Origin of the sequence: Aerophototrophica crusticola (genome assembly GCF_012913305.1) — a bacterium.
GTDB lineage: Bacteria > Pseudomonadota > Alphaproteobacteria > Azospirillales > Azospirillaceae > Niveispirillum > Niveispirillum crusticola.
In genome coordinates, this window is record NZ_CP051775.1 from 2451524 (window position 1) to 2471336 (window position 19813).

The 19813-nt window shown below is 68.6% G+C and carries 20 protein-coding genes; 10 read left to right on the forward strand and 10 right to left on the reverse strand.

The window, feature by feature from the left end:
• Nucleotides 1–2 precede the first annotated feature (2 nt).
• Together pyrC and HHL28_RS12015 are read left to right on the forward strand one after the other, a co-directional pair.
• A complete protein-coding gene (pyrC, locus tag HHL28_RS12010) occupies nucleotides 3–1073 on the forward strand; it encodes a dihydroorotase (RefSeq protein ID WP_075769751.1) in 1071 nt (356 codons plus the stop codon).
• 118 nt (nucleotides 1074–1191) lie between these two features.
• Nucleotides 1192–1863: an orotate phosphoribosyltransferase gene (locus HHL28_RS12015; protein ID WP_075769750.1), complete on the forward strand. Its 672-nt coding sequence runs from the start codon at nucleotides 1192–1194 to the stop codon at nucleotides 1861–1863.
• A gap of 74 nt (nucleotides 1864–1937) precedes the next feature.
• Here the strand turns inward: HHL28_RS12015 and HHL28_RS12020 are convergent, their stop codons facing one another.
• Together HHL28_RS12020 and HHL28_RS12025 are read right to left on the reverse strand one after the other, a co-directional pair.
• Complete coding sequence (locus HHL28_RS12020) at nucleotides 1938–2525, reverse strand: hypothetical protein (protein WP_083698889.1); 588 nt, start codon at nucleotides 2523–2525, stop codon at nucleotides 1938–1940.
• Between the two features lie 98 nt (nucleotides 2526–2623).
• Nucleotides 2624–4312, reverse strand: a complete 1689-nt coding sequence (locus HHL28_RS12025) for a methyl-accepting chemotaxis protein (RefSeq protein ID WP_083698888.1) — start codon at nucleotides 4310–4312, stop codon at nucleotides 2624–2626.
• Nucleotides 4313–4714: 402 nt separating this feature from the next.
• Between HHL28_RS12025 and HHL28_RS12030 the strand changes: the two genes are divergently transcribed.
• Nucleotides 4715–5029, forward strand: a complete 315-nt coding sequence (locus HHL28_RS12030) for a hypothetical protein (RefSeq protein ID WP_075769749.1) — start codon at nucleotides 4715–4717, stop codon at nucleotides 5027–5029.
• Between the two features lie 155 nt (nucleotides 5030–5184).
• A complete protein-coding gene (locus HHL28_RS12035) occupies nucleotides 5185–6039 on the forward strand; it encodes a helix-turn-helix domain-containing protein (protein ID WP_075769748.1) in 855 nt (284 codons plus the stop codon).
• A 7-nt stretch (nucleotides 6040–6046) separates the two neighbouring features.
• Here HHL28_RS12035 and HHL28_RS12040 read toward each other — a convergent pair whose 3' ends face one another.
• The 4 genes from HHL28_RS12040 to HHL28_RS12055 all read right to left on the reverse strand — a co-directional run bounded on the left by HHL28_RS12040 (nucleotide 6047) and on the right by HHL28_RS12055 (nucleotide 9048).
• Complete coding sequence (locus HHL28_RS12040) at nucleotides 6047–7147, reverse strand: serine hydrolase domain-containing protein (RefSeq protein ID WP_404326921.1); 1101 nt, start codon at nucleotides 7145–7147, stop codon at nucleotides 6047–6049.
• A 171-nt stretch (nucleotides 7148–7318) separates the two neighbouring features.
• A complete protein-coding gene (locus HHL28_RS12045; RefSeq protein WP_075769746.1) occupies nucleotides 7319–7768 on the reverse strand; it encodes a hypothetical protein in 450 nt (149 codons plus the stop codon).
• A 179-nt stretch (nucleotides 7769–7947) separates the two neighbouring features.
• Nucleotides 7948–8868 carry an NAD(P)/FAD-dependent oxidoreductase gene (locus HHL28_RS12050; protein WP_075769745.1) on the reverse strand — a complete coding sequence of 307 codons (921 nt, stop codon included), beginning with the start codon at nucleotides 8866–8868 and terminating at the stop codon, nucleotides 7948–7950.
• A gap of 15 nt (nucleotides 8869–8883) precedes the next feature.
• Nucleotides 8884–9048, reverse strand: a complete 165-nt coding sequence (locus HHL28_RS12055) for a hypothetical protein (RefSeq protein WP_169655183.1) — start codon at nucleotides 9046–9048, stop codon at nucleotides 8884–8886.
• A 128-nt stretch (nucleotides 9049–9176) separates the two neighbouring features.
• Between HHL28_RS12055 and HHL28_RS12060 the strand changes: the two genes are divergently transcribed.
• From HHL28_RS12060 to HHL28_RS12080, 5 genes are all read left to right on the forward strand, one after another.
• Nucleotides 9177–9338, forward strand: coding sequence for a hypothetical protein (locus tag HHL28_RS12060; protein WP_169655185.1), 162 nt, complete (start codon nucleotides 9177–9179; stop codon nucleotides 9336–9338).
• 279 nt (nucleotides 9339–9617) lie between these two features.
• Nucleotides 9618–9851: a hypothetical protein gene (locus HHL28_RS12065; RefSeq protein WP_169655187.1), complete on the forward strand. Its 234-nt coding sequence runs from the start codon at nucleotides 9618–9620 to the stop codon at nucleotides 9849–9851.
• Nucleotides 9852–9945: 94 nt separating this feature from the next.
• The gene (locus tag HHL28_RS12070; RefSeq protein WP_075769743.1) at nucleotides 9946–10698 is read left to right on the forward strand and encodes an enoyl-CoA hydratase-related protein; all 753 of its coding nucleotides are present in this window, start codon (nucleotides 9946–9948) and stop codon (nucleotides 10696–10698) included.
• 76 nt (nucleotides 10699–10774) lie between these two features.
• On the forward strand, nucleotides 10775–11656 hold the full coding sequence (locus HHL28_RS12075; RefSeq protein WP_075769742.1) for a MipA/OmpV family protein: 882 nt from the start codon (nucleotides 10775–10777) through the stop codon (nucleotides 11654–11656).
• 100 nt (nucleotides 11657–11756) lie between these two features.
• Nucleotides 11757–12728, forward strand: a complete 972-nt coding sequence (locus HHL28_RS12080; RefSeq protein ID WP_075769741.1) for a glutathione S-transferase family protein — start codon at nucleotides 11757–11759, stop codon at nucleotides 12726–12728.
• Nucleotides 12729–12916: 188 nt separating this feature from the next.
• On the opposite strand, the gene HHL28_RS12085 is transcribed toward HHL28_RS12080, so the two are convergent.
• The 4 genes from HHL28_RS12085 to HHL28_RS12100 all read right to left on the reverse strand — a co-directional run bounded on the left by HHL28_RS12085 (nucleotide 12917) and on the right by HHL28_RS12100 (nucleotide 19198).
• Nucleotides 12917–14479 carry a SpoVR family protein gene (locus HHL28_RS12085; RefSeq protein ID WP_075769740.1) on the reverse strand — a complete coding sequence of 521 codons (1563 nt, stop codon included), beginning with the start codon at nucleotides 14477–14479 and terminating at the stop codon, nucleotides 12917–12919.
• Entirely contained in the window at nucleotides 14476–15795 is a 1320-nt protein-coding gene (locus HHL28_RS12090; protein WP_075769739.1) for a YeaH/YhbH family protein, read from the reverse strand. The genes HHL28_RS12085 and HHL28_RS12090 overlap by 4 nt, the downstream gene beginning before the upstream one ends.
• A 135-nt stretch (nucleotides 15796–15930) precedes the next feature.
• Complete coding sequence (locus HHL28_RS12095) at nucleotides 15931–17877, reverse strand: PrkA family serine protein kinase (protein WP_075769738.1); 1947 nt, start codon at nucleotides 17875–17877, stop codon at nucleotides 15931–15933.
• A 787-nt stretch (nucleotides 17878–18664) separates the two neighbouring features.
• Nucleotides 18665–19198 carry a pyridoxamine 5'-phosphate oxidase family protein gene (locus HHL28_RS12100; protein ID WP_404325653.1) on the reverse strand — a complete coding sequence of 178 codons (534 nt, stop codon included), beginning with the start codon at nucleotides 19196–19198 and terminating at the stop codon, nucleotides 18665–18667.
• A gap of 339 nt (nucleotides 19199–19537) precedes the next feature.
• Here HHL28_RS12100 and HHL28_RS12105 point away from each other — a divergent pair, with 339 nt between their 5' ends.
• On the forward strand, nucleotides 19538–19735 hold the full coding sequence (locus HHL28_RS12105) for a hypothetical protein (protein WP_075769736.1): 198 nt from the start codon (nucleotides 19538–19540) through the stop codon (nucleotides 19733–19735).
• Nucleotides 19736–19813 lie beyond the last annotated feature (78 nt).

Below are 19813 nucleotides of genomic sequence, written 5' to 3' on the forward strand. Positions count from 1 at the left end.
CCATGACCGTCCAGACCGCCGACCAGCCCCAGCGCCTGACCATCCGCCGACCCGACGACTGGCACCTGCACATCCGCACCGGCGCCATGCTGCGGGCGGTGCTGCCCTTCAGCGCGCGGCAGTTGGGCCGGGCCATCATCATGCCGAACCTGGTGCCGCCGGTGGCCACCACGGCACGGGCGGAGGCGTACCGGGAAGAGATCCTGGCGGCCCTGCCCCCGGGCAGCCGCTTCCAGCCGCTGATGACCGCCTACATGACCGACGGCACCGACCCGGACGACATCGAGCGCGGCTTCAAGGCGGGCGTGCTGCGGGCGGTGAAGATCTATCCCCAGCACGCCACCACCAACTCCGCCCACGGCGTCTCCTCGCTGGAGAACGTGTTCCCGGTGCTGGAGCGGATGGAGCGGATCGGCATGCCCCTGCTGATCCATGGGGAGGTGACGGACCCCGCCGTGGACATCTTCGACCGGGAGGCGGTGTTCATCGAGCGGGTGCTGCCCGTGCTGCTGTCCCGCTTCCCCGCCCTGAAGGTGACGCTGGAGCACCTGACGACCGAAGAGGGCGTGGCCGTGGTGCGGGAGCATGGGCCGTCAGGGCGGTTGGCGGCCACCATCACCGCCCACCATCTGATGATCAACCGGTCCAGCATCTTCGCCGGCGGCATCCGCCCGCACCTCTACTGCCTGCCCATCGCCAAGCGGGAGAAGCACCGCATCGCCCTGCGCCAGGCCGCCACGTCGGGGGAGCCCTGGTTCTTCTTCGGCACCGACAGCGCCCCCCACCCCATCGGTGCCAAGGAGACGGCCTGTGGCTGCGCCGGCATCTTCACCGCCGCCACGGCCGTGGAGTTGTACGCCCAGGTCTTCGATGAGGAAGGGGCCCTGGACAATCTCGAGGCCTTCGCCAGCCTGAACGGCCCCCGCTTCCACGGCCTGCCCCCCAACGAGGACCGCATCACCCTGGAGCGCAGCGGCATGGTGGTGCCCGACGTGCTGGACATTGACGGCAAGGACGCCGTCCTGCCCTTCCGCTCCGGCGAGCGGCTGGACTGGCGGGTGGTTGAAGGGTAGACCCTGCCAAGTAGGTCGGATTAGCGTAGCGTAATCCGACGGCCCCACCAGACCCCCGACCGATTGCTGTCGGATTACGCGGCGAAGCCGCTAATCCGACCTACGTGCCAGGACCGCCATGATCGACGCCGAGACCGCCGCCACCCAGACCGCCCGCATCCTGCTGGAGACGAAGGCGGTGCACTTCAACGCCGCCCAGCCCTTCATCCTGACGTCCGGCCGGGCCAGCCCCGTCTACATCGACTGCCGCAAGCTGATCAGCTTCCCCCGGGCGCGGCGGTTCCTGATCGAGGCGGCGCGCGACCAGCTCTATCGCGACGCGGGCTTCGAGGCGTTCGACGCCGTGGCCGGGGGTGAGACGGCGGGCATCAGCTATGCCGCCTGGATCGCGGACGCGCTGGACCTGCCCATGCAGTACATCCGCAAGAAGCCCAAGGGCTTCGGCCGCAACGCCCAGATCGAGGGACACCTGACGGAGGGGCAGCGGGTGCTGCTGGTGGAGGATTTGACCACCGACGGCGGCAGCAAGGTCAACTTCGTCAACGCCCTGCGCCAAGCGGGCGCGGTGGTGGAGCATGCCTGGGTGGTCTTCCACTATGGCATCTACCCCAAGTCCAAGGAGACCATGGACGGCATGGGCGTGAAGCTGCACGCGCTGGCCACCTGGTGGGACGTGCTGCGCGTGGCCCGCGCCGACGGCGGCCTGGACAGCCGCACCCTGGACGAGGTGGAGAAGTTCCTGCACGCGCCGGAGGCCTGGTCCGCCGCCAACGGCGGCAAGGAGCCGTGAGCCGTAGGTCGGATTAGCGAAGCGTAATCCGACAGCCCGGGCTTGGTGCCGTCGGATTACGGTGCGTGCCGCACCTAATCCGACCTACGCAACCCCGCCAGATCGAACACCACCGTGACCGCCCCCAGCACCGCGCCGTCGGCGGGGTCGGTGAGGGTCATGCTGCCGGCGATGACCGGGCGGTTGACCACGTCGTCCTGCTCCTCCGGCCCCATCTGCAGGGCGCCGGGGCCTTTGGGCACGGTCAGGCGGTACTGGTCCTCGTCGCCCTGCCAGTAATCGTGGGACACCCAGGTCTGGGCCACGTTCAGGCCCAGCCGGTCATAGACGAACAGGTTGGCGATACGGCCGGCGCTGGCTTCCCGCCGCTGCCGAAGCCGGTCCGAGGCGGGGCTGTCCAGGTGCAGCCGGATGAACGGGGCCGGGCCGCCCTTGGCCTCCTCCCGCCAGCGCTGGTCCAGGGCCTGGATGGCGCCTTGCGTCAGCCCCTCCCGCTCACGGTTGGCCCGGCGCAGGGCTTCCAGCACCACCGGGTCGGCCACCAGCGCCGCAGCCTCCGCCCGCAGCAACGCCTCGCCCCGCGCAACCGGTGGCACCGGCTGGGCGAGCGCCGGGACCGACAGCAGGGCCAGGGCCGCGAGCATGGCGACGCGACGGTTCATGGGACAGTCCCCTTCTTGACTCCGGAAAACGAACGACCCCCGTGCCGGGGTGGCACGGGGGTCGCCGGAAGGCAACCGCTTCCGTAACGGTCGTGGCGTCAGGCCGTGCGGACCTGGGCCAGGAACTTCTCCACCTGCCGGGACAGCTCATCCGACTGCCTGCCCAGGTTGCGGGCGGCGGTCAGCATGTCCGTGGCCGATTCGCCGGTCTGGTGGGCCACCTGTTCCAGCGACTCGATGTTGCGGGTGACTTCCATGGTGCCCATGGAGGCCTGCTGCACGTTGCGGGCGATCTCCTTCGTCGCCGCGTCCTGCTCCTCCACCGCGCCGGCCACCATCTCGGAGATGCCGTTGATCTCGGCGATGGTGCGGCTGATGGCGACGATGGCGTCCACCGCCTCCTTCGTGGCGTCCTGCATGGTGGAGATCTGGGCGGAGATCTCCTCCGTCGCCTTGGCGGTCTGGTTGGCGAGGCTCTTCACCTCGCTGGCCACGACAGCAAAGCCCTTGCCCGCCTCACCTGCCCGTGCCGCCTCGATGGTGGCGTTCAGGGCCAGCAGGTTGGTCTGGCTGGCGATGTCGCTGATCAGCTTGACCACGTCGCCGATGCTCTGCGCCCGCTGGGCCAGGGACTGCACGGTGTCGTTGGTCTTCTCCGCCGTCTTGGCCGCGTCGCGGGCGATGCGGGCCGACGTGTTGACCTGGTTGCTGATCTCCGCCAGGGAGCCGGCGAGTTCCTCCGTGGCGCTGGCCACGGACTGAACGTTGGCGCTGGCCTGCTGGGTGGCGGCGGCCACGGCGCTGGTCTGGGCCCGGCTCTCCTCCGCGCTGGCGGACAGGCCCTCCGCCGTGGACTGTACCCGGCCGGAGGCGCCGCTCAGCTCCGCCACGACGCCCTTGACGGAGGATTCGAAGTCGCTGGCCAGCTGGTGCATGGCCTGCTTCTTCTCTTGCGCGGACAGACGCTCCGCCTCCTCCTGCTGCTTCTTCAGCTTCTCCACCTCGAGGGCGTTGTCCTTGAAGACCTGGACGGACTGCGCCATGGCGCCGATCTCGTCGCCGCGCTCGGTCCCTGTCACCTGGACCGTCAGGTCACCGCCGGCCAGGCTGGACATGGCCGTTTGCAAGGTCTTCAGCGGGGAGCCGACGATCTTGTGCAGCAGCACCACCAGAAGGCCGATCAGCGCGCCCAGCACCAGCAGCGCCACCACCGAGTTCTTCAGCACGGTGGCCGTGATGGTAGACTGCAGGGCGGCCCGGCTCCACACCACGGTCAGGGTGCCCACCTGGTCACGGTTGGCACCGGCGCGCACCGGCACCTGGACCACCAGGTGGCTGTCCTTGTCCACGACCCTCAGCTCGGCCACCACTTCCGTCAGCTTGTCGGCCTTCGTGTCATAGGTGGGGACGGTGGCGGAGGCATACTCGTCCAGCACCTCCCCTTCCTTGTCGACCACCTTCAGGTTGGCCAGGGTGCTGCCGTCCTTCTTGGCCAGGTCGGCATAGCTGTCCTGGACCGCAGCCTGCTGCTTGAAGCGCACGGCCGCCGACATCTGGGCGGCCATCATCTCCGTCACCTGCTGCTCAGAGCGGGTGGAGAGGTCCAGCATGGCGCCGCGCATGGCATTGGCGCTGAGCGCGATGACCGCGCCCAGTCCCAGGATGATGGGGACCGCGATGGCGAACGCGATCTTGCGGCTGATGGTCCAGCGGCTGAACTGCCCGAGAAAACCTTCCGCCTCGCCCGTGCTGCGCGACAGCCGGGCCATCGGCTTGGCATAGGTCATCGTCTCAAACCTCTCCTGTCCTTCCCCATGGCAAGCGGGGCGGTCGCGGGTCCGGCGCCTGGTGCCCACCGCCCGCCCTGCCCCGGCCTGCCGGGACTTGTCCCTTTATCGCCCGGCCCGCGCCGCGCCACACGCGCCTGTCCGGCGTCCCGCTTCTGCTTGACGGCGGGTTCGCCAGTGGAGTCGTGTGATGTCGCTTGCCGCCTACCCACACTTTCGCATAGGTATAGCCCGAGACGTAGCGAAATAGTAGCCATGGTTGGCGCATCCGGATCAGTCTTCGCAAGAAGACACCTGCATGCCACCTGGCCACACCGGACAGCCGGGCAGCCCGTCCCGGATGCCCGCGCGGGGATTGCTGCGACGTCGATGGATTGGGTTGGACAGGAAAGGCGACTGGCGATGAAGAAGCTCACCGCGTTGGCCGTGCTGGCCCTGGGACTCGGCTATTCCGGCAGCGCGCTCGCGGAATGCACCCTGAAGGACCCGCCCGCCGTGCCGGATGGCAAGTCGGCGGCGGAAGCGGACATGGTGGCCGCGCAGCAGGCCATCAAGGCCTATGTGACCGAGACGCAGGAATTCCTCGCCTGCCTGGAAGGCGAGAGCCGCGGCCGCATGAGCGGTGAGACGACCAAGCGCTACAACGAGGCATCCGAGCGCATGGAGAAGTTGGCGAGCGACTTCAACAAGCAGCTCAAGGCTTTTAAGACGAAGTAGCCATACGGCTGAAACCACAGGGCGGGTGCACCGGCGTCCGGGGCGTGGGCCCGGTGCTTCCGTCAGAAGATTCTGACTCTTGGTTGTGTAACGCCGCTGGACGGCGGCCGGCGGATGGCGCAGTATCCATAGGTGAATTATGGAGAAGCGCCGTCATGGATGCGCGCGCCGAGTTTCCCCGTACCGCTGGCCGTGCCCGCGCCGACGCGCCCCGCGGCACCTTCAGGCCCATCCGTGCCCTGCTGCGAGGGCTGGAATGCCTTGCCGTGTTGAACGGCCGCGACGGGGCCAGCGTGACCGACGTGGCCGCTGCCGTGCGGCTGCCCCGCACCACCGCCCACCGCATCCTGGAAACGCTGTGCGAGGGGGGCTTTGCGGTCCGTGACGCCTCCGACGAACGCTATCGGGTGACCATCCGGGTACGGTCCCTGTCCGACGGGTTCGGCGACCAGTCCTGGATCCGGGAGATGGCTAAGCCGGCATTGGAGGCCCTGGGCCGCCGGGTGCTCTATCCCGTATCGCTGGTGACCCCGGCGGGGCTGACCATGCTGGTGCGGGAGACGACGGACCGGCAGAGCCCCCTGGCACTGGAGCGCTACAGCGCGGGCAGCCAGCTTCCCATGGCGCACAGTGCGTGCGGGCGGCTGTACCTGGCGCTCAGCACCCCGGTCCAGCGGGCCGCCCTGCTCGACGTGCTGCAACGTTCCCTGCCCAAGGCCGACGCCCCGCGCAACCGGCCGGACCTGGAGCGGGAGTTGGACATCATCCGGACCCAGGGCTACGCCATCCACCACCGCACGCCGGAGCGGGAGGCCACCGTGGCCGTTCCCATCCAGGCGGCCGACCGCGGCAGCGACGGCCTGGTCGGCATCCTGTCCATGCGCTACATCGCCTCCGCCCTGACACCGAAGGAGGTGGTGGGCAGCTATCTGGCGCCCCTGGTGGAAACAGCGGCCCGCATCGCCGAGGCCCTGCGCGCCACATCCACCGCGGAGCCGGTCCCCGCCTGACCAGCGTTCACTGGTTGGCCGGCAGCGGGTCCAAGGGCACCGTCTCGACCTTCGGCACCGGTGGGGGCTTGGTGATGGGCGGCAGTTCCGTACTGCTGCCACGCGACATGATCTTGCGGTTGTCCGGCGGCGGGGTCGTGACGGCCCTGGACAGCAAATTGGCCAGCCGCGACTCGTCCCAATCGGCGACCGGCGGCCCCAGCCGCAGCACCACCAGCTCCTGCCCGCGGGAAACGGTCAGCCGCGCCCCTTCCCGCCCCTGCCAGAACACCGTATCCCCGTCGGCGAAGGCTTCCTTCGCCTGGACCGTGCCCTGCCGCTCGAAGGGCCAGCCGAACCGCACCCGCCAGCCATCATGCCGGCTGAACGGCACGGGGCGCAGCATCTCGTCCAGCCAATGCACCGGGATCAGGCCGGCGCCGCCCGCCTCGCCCCGGTCAAGCACCAGCAGGCCCAACCGCAGCCAGTCCCGCGCCGCCGCCTCCACACAGCAATGGACATAGGCGCCGGTCCCCTTGCCGTCGGCCATCAGGGTCGCCGGCCGCGCGCCCAGGGGTTGCCACAGGCCCTCCCCCAGATAGGCCGGCAGCGGCTTGCCCGCCGCGCGGGACAGGACCAGGCCCAGAACCTGGGTCTCGAAGGCGGAGGGTTGGAAGCGGGTCCCCGGCTCCGCCGCCAGCGGGGCGGACAGGGTCCAGGCGGCGGCGTCGGGTCCGGGCGGTTCGGCCGGGGCGTCCAGGCCGCTGCTGCCTTCCAACAGATGGCGGACCGTCACCCGCGCGCGGGGCCCGTCCTTCCATTCCGGCAGCCAGGTGGCGACGGACGTGTCGATGGAGGGCAGCAGCCCGGTCTTCAGCGCCTGCCCCGTCAGCATGACCATCAAGGCGTCTTCCAGCCCGCCGCCGGGCAGGCGGTCGAAGGGACGGACCTGCGGGGCATACCATTCCAGCTGCAGGGCGCCGCGGTGCCAGACGAGCAGCGCCGTGCTGCCCGCCTTCTCCGCCAAGCCTTGCGCCGCCTTCAACCCGTCCTCCCCGATGCTGCGGGAATCGGGCGCCGCCACGGGCAGCACGGCGCCCGCCCCGCCCGGCACCTCTGCCGGGACCATGGCAGGCAAGGGGCCGGCGGCGGCGGGGCGGCCAGTTCCGGCACGGGCGGCGGGGCCACTTCCCGCGGGGACAGGGCCCACCAGGCGGCCACGCCGCCGAGGGCCAGGATGGTGGCGGCCAACAGGATGCGGCGCATGCTCAACCCTCCCGGCCCGGCCGGGGGCCGACGGTCAGGATGCCGGCGCGGCCGATACCGGCGTCGGCCGGCTGCCCGGGACAGACTTGTCGTGCCTGTAGGTCGGGTACTCCCGCGCCTGCACCACCTCCCATGCGCCGTCGGGCTGGCGGCACAGGAAAGCCGTGCTGTGCTGGTACAGCTTGCCCTGCACGACCAGCGAGTGGAACTCGCGGCAGGGCCGGTTCTGGATGTCGAAGCCGTCCCGCAGCACCTTGACCGAGCCGGAGGCGGCCGGGGTGGCCCAGGCCACGGGCGTGTCCACCGGCTTGGCACCCATGTCCTTCAGGGCGGCGGCGATGGCGTCGCGCTCCTGCTGGGTCAGGCTGATGCTGGTGGGCTCGGGCGGGGCCGCCGGGGCCGGCGGGGGCGCATCCGGCGCCTTCTGCGCCGCGCAGGCGGCAAGGGCCAGGGAAGCCAACAGGGGGAGTGCGCGCCGGATCATGGACCGCCAACATGATGAGAGGGACAGGAGCGCTTGTTTGCCAAAGGCGGGGGCAGCACGCAAGCGCGACGCGGTCATGGCGGGTCCGGTCCCTTTGTTCACACATCCTCGCAGCCTGCAAGCCTGCCCGGCGAAGGTGGCGAAAGCACGGCGGCCGATGATACCGCGGGCCGCGGCCGTCAGCCCCCCCGCAGCCGGTTGTGGATGGCGGTGGCGATGATGGCGCCATGGGCCTGGGCGATGCTGATCTGGTTCAGGCCGGGGACCAGGTCACCGGCGGCGTAAAGGCCGTCGATGCTGGTCTGGTTGTGGCCGTCCACCTTCAGGCGTCCATCCTCGGCCAGGTCGGCGCCCAGGGGGCGGGCCAGTTCGTTGCGGGGGTCGCTGCCCAGGGCGGAATAGACGCTGTCGAAGTCCAGGCAGCCGCCACCGGCCAGGTGGAAGGCCTCGAACTTCCCTTCCTTAACGGCCACCCGCTCGATGGGCCGCTCCTCCCAGGCGATGCCGGCCTCCGACAGGCAGCCGCGCTGCTCGTCGGTCAGGGGCTGGCCGAGGGTGACCAGGGTCAGGTCCTTGGCATAGTCATGGATGAAGCGGGCTTCCCGCACGCCATGGTCGCCATGGCCGATCACGGCGACCCGGCTGCCGCAGACCTCGTACCCGTCGCAGATGGGGCAATAGCGCACCAAGCCATTGCGTACGCTGTCATAATGGTCGGGCAGCCCCGGTTCCCGGTCCACCACCCCGGTGGCAAGCAACACGTAGCGGGCGCGCCAGACGTCGCCGTCCGCCTCTCGCGCCAGGAACCCGTCCCCGTCCCGCTCCAGCGTGGTGACCCGGCCCCGCTGCACCACGGCGCCATAGCGTTCCGCCTGGGCGCGCATGCGTTGGAGCAGTTCCACCCCGTTGATGCCGTCGGGGAAGCCAGGGTGGTTGTGGCTGGTGGGGATCCAGGCGCACCGGGCGTTCCCCGCATCCACCACCATGAACTTCCGGCGGTAGCGGGCCAGGTAGATGGCGGCTGTCAGCCCCGCCGGGCCGCCACCGATGATGAGGGCGTCCAAGGCCTGCGTGACGCCGGCGGCGGGGCTTTCCAACATGTCGGGGCCTTCCGGTCAGACGTCGAAGTCGCGGCCGGGGGTCTTGGAGCGGTCGACTTTGCCGCCGTCCGAGAACTGCTCCTCCGACTGCTTGGTCAGGGCGTCGTCGCCCACCGGGCCCTCGGCGGCGTCGTTCTGCTTGGGGGTGTCCTTGGGCTTCTGCTTGTCCTGGTCGGCCATGCCGGTCGTCCTTCCTTGATGGGTCGGGATGCCGGGGACAACAGCGGAAATGCGGCTTCGTTGCCGGGAACGGGTGGCCCGCCGGGCCGGTTGGCAAGGGCACCATCCCGCGACAGGAGGCAAAGGCCATGTCCAAGAAGGACCACACCTTGAAGAACCAGTTGAAGGCCCAGGAGCAGCAGAAGCCGCCCCGCGGGGAAGGCGCCCACAACCAGGCCAATGACTTGGCTGACCAGCCCCTGAACCCCGGCCACGCCGGCCAGGGCCACCAGCGCCAGCCGAAGCCCTGATCGCCGTGGGAGGGGGCCCCAAGCCCCCTCCCCGGCCCGGCGGCCAGCGCCAGGACCAAGGGGATAAACACCTGGGCCCGAGTCCTGCAGCCCACCCATTGCATACGACCGTACACAAGCCGATCCGCCTAGGGACCACTCCGCACATCGGCCGGACGCCCCCCATAGGCCATAGAAGTGAGGCAGGGCGGGGCAGAACTGACGGCGAAGGGACAAGGAGCCACAGAAACCCTTTCCAGAGCGGCCTGTTCGTCCGGGTCCATCCACGGATCGGGGATTGTGACTGCGATGACTCCCGAACAGCTTTTCGACGTTGCCTTTGGTGTCTCCAACATCGTCATGGGTGGCGCCGTGGTTTATGCCGCCATCGTCCTGCGACGACTGAACGTCTCCAACCGCAAACCTTCTGCCCGCTTCTACGACGTCTATGGCAGGACCACGTCCGTCATGGGCCAAGTGGTCGTCGCCTTCGGGGCCGGCGTCATCGGGAACAGCTTCCTCGACATTGTGTAGGGCCGCCAGTTTCCGCACGGTCGTGCGCTTCCGGGCTTGACGGTTTCCCCGGCTTCAGGCGTCCTGCCCTGAACAAACCCAGGGAGGGACCGAGATGACCGCCGAGCATATCCTCGTCCAGGACCAGGACGGGGTCCGCACCGTCACGCTGAACCGGCCGGACAAGCGCAACGCGCTGACCGTCGCCATGTACGAGGCCATGGCCAAGGCCGTGTCCACGGCGGAGGATGACGGTGTCGGCGCCCTGCTGTTCCAGGGCAGCGGCGGGTTCTTCACCGGCGGCAACGACATCATGGACTTCGTCGCCAACCCGCCGACGGGGGACGATTCGGCAGTGTTCCGCTTCCTGTTCGCCATCGCGACCACCAAGGTGCCGCTGGTCGTGGCGGTGGAGGGCCAGGCGGTGGGCGTGGGCACCACCATGCTGCTGCATTGCGACTTCGTCTACGCGACCCGCGACGCCAGGTTCCACGTGCCCTTCATCGATCTGGGCCTGGTGCCGGAGGCGGCCAGCTCCATCCTGATGCCGCGGGTCCTCGGCACCCGCCGCGCCGCCCGCATGCTGCTACTGGGCGAGCCGCTGGGGGCGGAGGAAGCCTTCGAGGCCGGGCTGGTCACCGCCCTGGCCGCCGACGCGGGCAGCCTGCGGGACACCGCCCTGGGCACGGCCCGGGCCCTGGCGGCCAAGCCGCGCAACGCCTTGCGCCAGTCCAAGGCCCTGATGAAGGCGGACGAGGCGGAAATCCTCGCCACCATGCGCAAGGAAGGGGCTGTCTTCGCCCAATGCCTGCGCTCGCCGGAGGCCATGGCCGCCTTCCAGGCCTTCCTGGCCAAGGGCAAGCGGTAAGCTGTCCCACCCCCTGGCGCGCCCTTGGGTAATCCGGTAGAGGGATCGGGCCCGCAACAGCCCGGTCCCCCGCCCCATGCGCCGTCTCGCCCCGCTCGCCCCCACCGTTGCCCTGCTCGCCACCCTGCTCGCCGCCCCCGCGGCGCAGGCCCAATCCTCGCTGGTCCTGTCCAGCCAGCCGGGCGGCGACACCAAACCCTTGTGGGAGGTGGGATTCTTCCTGGGCGGGGCGCGGCTGCCGGACTATCCCGCCGCCGGGCAGAGCCAGACCCGCGTCCTGCCGCTGCCCTATGTCATCTACCGCGGCGACGTGTTCAAGATCGGCGACGGCGGCGGCGTCCGGGCGGAGACGGACATCACCGACCGGATCGAGTTCAGCCTGGGCTTCAGCGGCTCCTTCGACAGCGACAGCAAGGACAACAAGGCCCGCGAGGGCATGCCGGACCTGGACCTGCTGGCGGAGGCCGGGCCGGCCGTCAGCTTCCGCCTGACCCCGCGCAAGTCGGACTTCCAGGCCGTCCTGTCGCTGGAGGCGCGGGCGGTCATCTCCCTCGACTTCGACGACATCGGCTACCAGGGCATCGCCGTGAACCCGAAGCTGACGGTGCAGCAGCGGGACATCCTGGGCACGGGCCTGGGCCTGTATCTCTCCGCCGGGCCGGTCTGGGGCTTCGACGGGGTGAACGAGTATTTCTATGAGGTGGAGCCCCGGTTCGCCCGCCCGGGCCGCGCCGCCTATAAGGCCGACGAAGGCTACATGGGGACCCGGGCCAACATCGGCATCAGCACCATGGTCACCGAGAACGTCCGCCTCTTCGCCGGCACCCAGATCAGCTACCATGGCGGCGCCGCGAACGAGGACAGCCCCCTGTTCCGGGAGAAGTGGACCGTCGGCGCGGGCGCCGGCCTGACCTGGTCCATCTGGCAGTCGGAAAAGCGGGTCCCGGCGCGGGATTGACCTACCCAGTGGGACAAACCATCCCGACCTTCTCCTCTATGATGGTTGGCATGGGCGACGCATCTTCCTGTTGGACTGGGACGATAGGCAGGAGGATGCGATGGGATTGCTCGTCGAGGGCCGCTGGCAGGACCAGTGGTATGACACCAAGTCCACGGGCGGCCGCTTCAAGCGGATGGACAGCGCCTTCCGCAACTGGGTGACCGCCGACGGCAGCCCCGGCCCGACCGGTAGCGGGGGCTTCAAGGCGGAGGCCGGGCGCTACCACCTGTACGTCTCCCTCGCCTGCCCCTGGGCGCACCGGACCCTGATCTTCCGCCGGCTGAAGGGGTTGGAGGGGATGGTCGGCGTCTCCGTCGTCCATTGGCTGATGGCCGACCAGGGCTGGACCTTCGATGACGGCCCCGGCGTGGTGCCCGACCCCATCAACCATGCCCGCTTCCTGCACCAGGTCTACACGGCGGCCAAGCCGGACCATACCGGCCGGGTGACCGTGCCGGTGCTGTGGGAAAAGCAAGCGGGCAGCATCGTCAGCAACGAGTCCGCCGACATCATCCGGATGTTCAACAGCGCCTTCGACGGCATCGGCGCCACATCAGGCGACTATTACCCGGAGGCCCTGAGGGCGGAGATCGACGCGGTGAACGCCCGCGTCTACGACACCGTCAACAACGGTGTCTACAAGGCCGGCTTCGCCACCACCCAGGACGCCTATGAGGAGGGGGTGCGGCCCCTGTTCGAGACGCTGGACTGGCTGGAGGAACGGCTGTCCGGCCAACGTTACCTGGTGGGCGACCAAGTAACCGAAGCCGACTGGCGCCTGTTCACCACCCTGGTCCGCTTCGACGCCGTCTACCACGGCCACTTCAAGTGCAACCTGCGCCGCATCGCCGATTACCCGGCCCTGTCGGGCTACCTGCGGGAGCTGTACCAGTGGCCAGGGGTGCGGGAGACCGTCAACTTCCAGCACATCAAGGGCCACTACTACCAGAGCCACACCATGATCAACCCCACGGGCGTCGTCCCGCTGGGCCCAGTGCTGGATCTGGACCGGCCGCATGGGCGGGGGTGATGCAAGTCGCTGGATGTCACCCCGGCCGTAGCGCAGCGGAGAGCCGGGGCCCTCGGGATCGGTCGATGCAGATCACCGAAAAACCTGGCTAACTCTCCGCAGGCCTGCTGCCGCGCCATTGGCACGACGGCTTTCCCAAGGGTCCCGGGTCAAGCCCGGGATGACTCCGGTGCTTGGCAGGGCACTTCCTACCCGAACGTCCCTCCCAGCACCGTCCTCGGCCCCACCGTGTGCTTCTTCAGCCGGGCGCCGCTGGCGGCGTCGACCTCCTCCAGCACCACCTCATAGCCCCACAGATCGGCCAGGTGCTGGATGACGGCGCGGGTCTCCTCCTCCTCCAGCACCACCTGGTTCATGACCCGATGTTCCATCAGCAGGCGGCGGTCGCCGGTCAGGTCCACGTCCACGATCTGGATGTCGGCCTCAGCCCAGGCGATGTCGTACTGGCGGGCCAGGGCCTGGCGGACCTCGCGGTAGCCGCGCTCGTCATGGATGGCCTGGACGCGCAGCTCCGGCTCCCGGTGGTCGTCCTTGACGTGGAACAGGCGGAACTTGCGGATCATGGCCGGGGAGAGGTACTGCAGGATGAAGCTCTCATCCCGGTAGTTGGCCCAGGCATCCTTCAGCGCCACCATGCCGTCGCCGCTACCGGCCAGGTCGGGGAACCATTCCCGGTCCTCCGCCGTGGGGTTGGTGGCGATGCGTTCGATGTCCTGCATCATGGCGAAACCCAGCGCATAGGGGTTCATGCCGCCATAGCGCGGGTCGTCGAACTCCGGCTGGAAGACCACGTTGGTGTGGCTGTGCAGCGCCTCCAGCCAAGCCCCGTCCGTCAACTGCCCCCGCTCATGCAGGGTGTGCAGGATGCGGTAGTGGCAATAGGTGGCGCAGCCCTCGTTCATCACCTTGGTCTGGCGCTGCGGGTAGAAATACTGGGCCACGTGGCGGACGATGCGCAGGATCTCCCGCTGCCAGCCCTGCAGCCGCGGCGCCTTCTTCTCCAGGAAATAGAGGACATTTTCCTCCGGCAGTTCCAGCAGCGCCCGCCGCCGGTCCCGGTCGGACAGGGGGCTGGGCCCGCCGGCCTTGCTGGGCACGGTGCGCCAGAGGTCGTTGAAGGTGCGCTCCGCATGCTCCTGCCGCTCCCGCGACCGCTGCTGCTCCAGACGCAAATCCAGGCCGCGGCGGCGGGGATAGCGGTGGACGCCGTGGTTCATCAGGGCATGGGCGGCATCCAGCACCCGTTCCACCAGCGCCAGGCCGTAGCGCTCCTCGCACTTGGAGATGTATTCCTTGGCGAAGGACAGGTAGTCCAGGATGCCGTCCGCGTCCGTCCACTGCCGGAACAGGTAATTGTTCTTGAAGAAGTGGTTGTGGCCGAAGGCGGCGTGGGCGATGACCAGCGCCTGCATCGTCATGGTGTTCTCTTCCATGATGTAGCTGATGCAGGGGTTGCTGTTGATCACGATCTCATAGGCGAGGCCGCGCAGGCCCTTGCGGTACAGCACCTCGTCCCGGGCGAAGTGCTTGCCGAAGGACCAGTGCTTGTACAGCAGCGGCATGCCGATGCTGGAATAGGCGTCCAGCATCTGTTCCGAGGTGATGACCTCGATCTGGTTGGTGTAGATGTCCAGGCCCATTTCCTTGACGCCCACCTGCTCGATGGCGTCATAGACCTTGCGGACCTTGTCGTAATCCCAGTCGGCGCCGGTGTAGAGCGGCCCCGACGGGGCGTCCAAGAGCAGCGTCATGCGTCGACCCCCTGGGCGGCGCCCTCACGGGAAAACAGCTCGCGGAAGACGGGGTAGATGTCCCGCCGGTGGGTGACCCGCTTCATGGCCAGCGGCTGGTCCGGCCCCTGGATGTTCTTATAGGTGCGCCACAGGTCGGACTCGCGGCTGCCGCCGCCATAGCCGATGCCCGCGGGCATGCCGTCCTGGCCCACCTCGATATAGGCATAGTACTGGCACATGGGCAGGATCACGTCGCCCAGCAGGCTGGCCGTCTTGGCGTTGTCGGACAGGGCGTTGTCGCCGTCGCTGGCCTGGGCGGCGTAGATGTTCCACTCATCCACGGGGAACCGCTCCTCCACCACCCGCTGCATCTCCTCCAGCGCGGTGGAGACGACGGTGCCGCCCGTCTCCGGGCTGTAGAAGAAGGTCTCCTCGTCCACCTCCTGCGCCCGGTGGGTGTGGCGGATGAAGACCACCTCCACATGCTTGTAGCGGCGGGAGAGGAACAGGTAGAGCAGCATGTAGAACCTTTTTGCCAGGTCCTTCATGTGCTCGGTCATGGAACCGGACACGTCCATCAGGCAGAACATCACCGCCTGGGCCGTGGGCCGGGGCACCGCCTCGAACCGGTTGTAGCGCACGTCCACCGGGTCGATGTAGGGGATGCGCTGGGTCCGGCGCAGCAGCAGGGCAAGCTCCTCCCGCGCCTCTTCCAACCGGGCCCGGTCCTGGCCGGAACGCTCAAGGTCCTCGATCTCCTGCCGCAGGGCCTTGATCTCGTCCCCCGTGGGGCGGTTCAGGGCGATGCGCCGGGCCAGGCTGTTGCGCATGGTGCGCACCAGGTTCAGGTTGGCCGGCGACCCGCTGACCGAATAGCCGGCCCGGTGCCAGGACACGCTTTCCGTGACCTTCAGCTTGCGCTTGGCCAGGTCGGGGAGTTCCAAATCCTCCAGGAACAGGTCGATGAACTCGTCCCGGGACAGGACGAAGCGGAACTCGTCCTCCCCGCCCCCGTCGTCCGACCCCTCGTTGCCGCGCCCGCCCCCGCCGCCCTGGGGCGGCCGGGCGATGCGGTCGCCGGTCATGAACTCCTTGTTGCCGGGCACGACGATGTCGCGGATGCCGCCGCTGGAGGAGCGGTGCAGCGTGGGCTCACGGATGCCGTCGGGGGAGATGACGATGTCACCCCCCACCTCGATGTCGCGGATCTTGCGGCGTCCGGAGGCGTCCCGCACGGCGCGCATGACTTGTTCCTTGGCCCGCCGCAGGAAACGCTGCCGGTTGGCTAGGCTCTTGCCCTTCGGGTTCAGGCGCCGGTCGACGATGGTGAACAAGCTCTCACATCCTTTCCGTGCCGTCAGGAACCGTAGGTCGGATTAGGCGCGGAGCGCCGTAATCCGACGGCCCCGCACCCTCCCGTCTGCCGTCGGATTACGCGGCCTCCCGGCCGCTAATCCGACCTACGAAAATCACCCCGCCTGCTTCACCCGCATGTACCATTCCACCAGGCGGCGGACCTGCCGCTCGGTGTAGCCGCGGGCGACCATGCGCTGGACGAAGTCGTTGTGCTTCTTCTCGGTGTCGCTGTCCTTCTTGCTGCCGAAGCTGATGACGGGCAGCAGTTCTTCCACCTGGCTGAACATCCGCCGCTCGATGACGTCGCGCAGCTTCTCGTAGCTGGTCCAGGACGGGTTGCGCCCGCCGTTGCTGGCCCGCATGCGCAGCACGAACTTCACCACCTCGTTGCGGAAGTCCTTCGGGTTGGCGATGCCCGCCGGCTTCTCGATCTTGGTCAGCTCCTGGTTCAGCAGCTCGCGGTTCATCAGCTGGCCGGTGTCGGGGTCCTTGAAGTCCTGGTCCTCGATCCAAGCGTCCGCATAGTCCACATAGCGGTCGAACAGGTTCTGGCCATAGTCGTGGTAGCTTTCCAGATAGGCCTTCTGGATCTCGTTGCCGATGAACTCCGCGTAGCGGGGCGCCAGCTCGGCCTTGATGAACTCCAGGAACTTCTTCTCCGTCTCGTCGGGGAACTGCTCCCGGCGGATGGACTGCTCCAGGATGTACATCAGGTGCACCGGGTCGGCCCCGACCTCGGTGTTGTCATAGTTGAAGGTGCTGGCCAGGACCTTGAAGGCGAAGCGGGTGGAGATGCCGTTCATCCCCTCATCCACGCCGGCGGCGTCCTTGTACTCCTGCAGGGTCTTGGCCTTGGGGTCCGTCTCCTTCAGGCTCTCGCCGTCATAGACCCGCATCTTGCTGAACAGGTTGCTGTTCCCGTGCTCCCGCAGGCGGGACAGCACGGCGAAGCGGGCCAGCATCTCCAGGGTCGCCGGGGCGCAGGGCGCCTCCGCCAGCTCGGAGCCGCGGATCAGCTTCTCATAGATCTTCTGCTCCTCGGTCACCCGCAGGCAGTACGGGACCTTCACCACGCAGATGCGGTCGATGAAGGCCTCGTTGTTCTTGTTGTTCTTGAAGCTCTGCCACTCCGCCTCGTTGCTGTGGGCCATGATGACGCCCTGGAACGGCAGGGCGCCGATGTTCTCCGTGCCGATGTAGTTGCCTTCCTGCGTGGCGGTCAGCAGGGGGTGCAGCATCTTGATGGGCGCCTTGAACATCTCGACGAACTCGAGCATGCCCTGGTTGGCCCGGTTCAGGCCGCCGGAATAGCTGTAGGCGTCGGGGTCGTTCTGGCTGTACAGCTCCAGCTTGCGGATATCGACCTTGCCGACCAGGCTGGAGATGTCCTGGTTGTTCTCGTCGCCCGGCTCCGTCTTGGACACGGCGATCTGGCGCAGGCGGGACGGGCGCAGCTTGACGACCTTGAACTTGCGGATGTCGCCGTCGAACTCGTCCAGCCGCTTCAGGGCCCAGGGGCTCATCAGGCCGGTCAGGCGGCGGCGGGGGATGCCGTAGCGGTCCTCCAGCGTGGCGCCCATGGTCTCCGGGTGGAACAGGCCCAGGGGGCTCTCGAACACGGGGCTGACCTGGTCGCCGGCCTTCAGCACATAGATGGGCCTTTCCTCCATCAGCGCCTTCAGCCGCTCGGCGAGCGACGACTTGCCGCCGCCCACCGGGCCCAGCAGGTACAGGATCTGCTTCCGCTCCTCCAGCCCCTGGGCGGCATGGCGGAAGTAGCCGACGATCCGCTCGATGGTCTCCTCCATTCCGAAGAACTCGGAGAAGGCCGGGTAGACCTTGATCGTGCGGTTCATGAAGATGCGCGCCAGCCGCGCATCGCGGGCAGTGTCGACCACCTCGGGCTCGCCGATCGCCGCCAGCAGGCGCTCGGCCGCCGTGGCATAGAGGATCGGGTCCTCGCGGCAGCCCTCAAGGTAGTCCATCAGCGACATCTCGGTGTCGCGGCGGCTTTCGTAGGAATTGGCATAGCTGGCGAACAGGTCGGTGACCGGACTCATCAGCGCTCTCCTTCAGGCGGACCTGTCATCGACGGCCGTCGGGACGCGGCGGTCGGGGCAGTCCCGGCGGCGTTGGGGACGGAAGGAAGTTTTGGCGACGATCCCGCCCTGGCCTTCGGGTCTCCCTTGAAAGAGGAACCCCGTGGCGCGGCTTATGCTCCCGCGGTGGGCGACATTCTGTTTGTCGGCGGGGCCGGGACCCGAGGCATCCCGGCTGACCCCGATTTGGGCATGCCGGCCGCCCCGTCGGGAAGCCGGACGAAAGGCCAAGGGCGATGGGGCGCGGCAGGCGTCCTGCCGGGCAGTCCGACCGGAGGCCCGACCGTTCCCCCCCGGCGGGATCACCCGCCGGCCGGTGGACGGCCCTGGCGCCTCAGCAACGGTCACGTCATGCCCCTCGCCGATGTCGGAAGACCATGATCTCCCCAATGTCTTAACGAATTGAGGCGAGGAAAAGGCCGGACAAGCCCGGTCGGGCCGATAATCCCATTCCGCACCCCGGGCCGTGCCGTACCGTCGGGGATCACGCAGGTCGCAGGGGACGGGAAGGCGCGGGCGGTGGGTCCCGGCGCCTTGGGGGGCGGACTTGCCGGTGGGCCAAGGCCGACCGGACGCCCGCCAATGGCGCGTCCCTGTGTCGGTCCGGCACATCCCTGGCGGTCCTGCCTTTATGGTGCTGCCCTGCAGCAAGTAGAAGCATGACCGGTTTCCCCGCCGACGTAAAGCCACGCACCCGCGCCGGTCTGCGACACAGACGGCGAAGACACGGCTTTCCCTTCGGATCGCCTCAGGGGGCGACCCAGCGTCCCGTCCAGCCGGCCGCGATCCCTTGGCCGCCATGTCCTTCCGGTGACGGGCCTTCGCCGGCCGGGGAGAAGTCGAAACAGGCGCGCCGGTGGCCGTCGGCGTTCAGGAACAGCCAATCCAGGCGGTGGACCCGCACCTGGACGATGGCGAAGTTCTCCCGCCCATGGGCCGGCTCCCCGGCCGGGGGGATGGCGACTCGGGGGCCGTCCACCGACGCGCCGGGGGCGACGGGTTGGCGGTAGCAGGCCCGGCTGCCGGGGTGGGATCGGTCCCACAGCCGGTCCGGCAGCCCCCCTTCCCCGACCACCTCCGCCACCCCGTCCAGGCGGAGCTGCAACCGGGCGCCGGGGTCATAGAGCAACAGCCCCACCCGGGGCTCCGCCGCCAGCCCTGCCAGCTTGGGCGCCCGCCGGTCCGTGTGGAACCTCAGGATGCGGTCCGCCGGCTGCACACCCCGCAGCACCACCGTCCGGGCCGTGGGCGACCCGTCCTGCCGAAGGCTGGCCACGGTCATGGTGTGCAGGGCGGATTTCCTGTCCGCCGCCCGCGCGCCAGCCGCGCCCAGGCATCGGCGAAGACCGAGTCCAGCTCCTCGAAGGCGGCGGGGACGTGCATGGCGGGTCCGGGCGGGTTGGGGAGGGGTCCGGGCGACAGAAGTAACGCGCTTGCGCGCCCGGGCAAAGGGGCGCCCACGCCTTCGCAGTTGCAACAAAATCACGATTGCCGTGTTCTTATCGTGAGAGGGCCATTGTTCTGGATCAAAGGCTTCACAATCCGGTCATGATCCGGTGCAATGGTGCAGTGCCCACAACGACGGGTCAGGCGAAACGGCCGACCCCAACACTGGTGAGAGATGATGAATCCCGCCGAACTCCAGTCCACCTTCGACAACGCCTGCGCCGAGCTGGGCCTTGACCCGGCCAACACGAACTTCTTCACGGTGGAATGCCTGCGCCAGGGCCGCGATCCGAACACCACCCGGGCGTACGACCTGGACAAGAACGCCAGCGAGCTGTGGGCCACCTTCCGCAAGCTGAAGCGCGCCGGTTGACCGGCCGCGCTCCCTGCGGGGACCGACAAGGGCGGGGGCCACGGCTCCCGCCCTTTTTGATTGGAACGTCCTGACCCG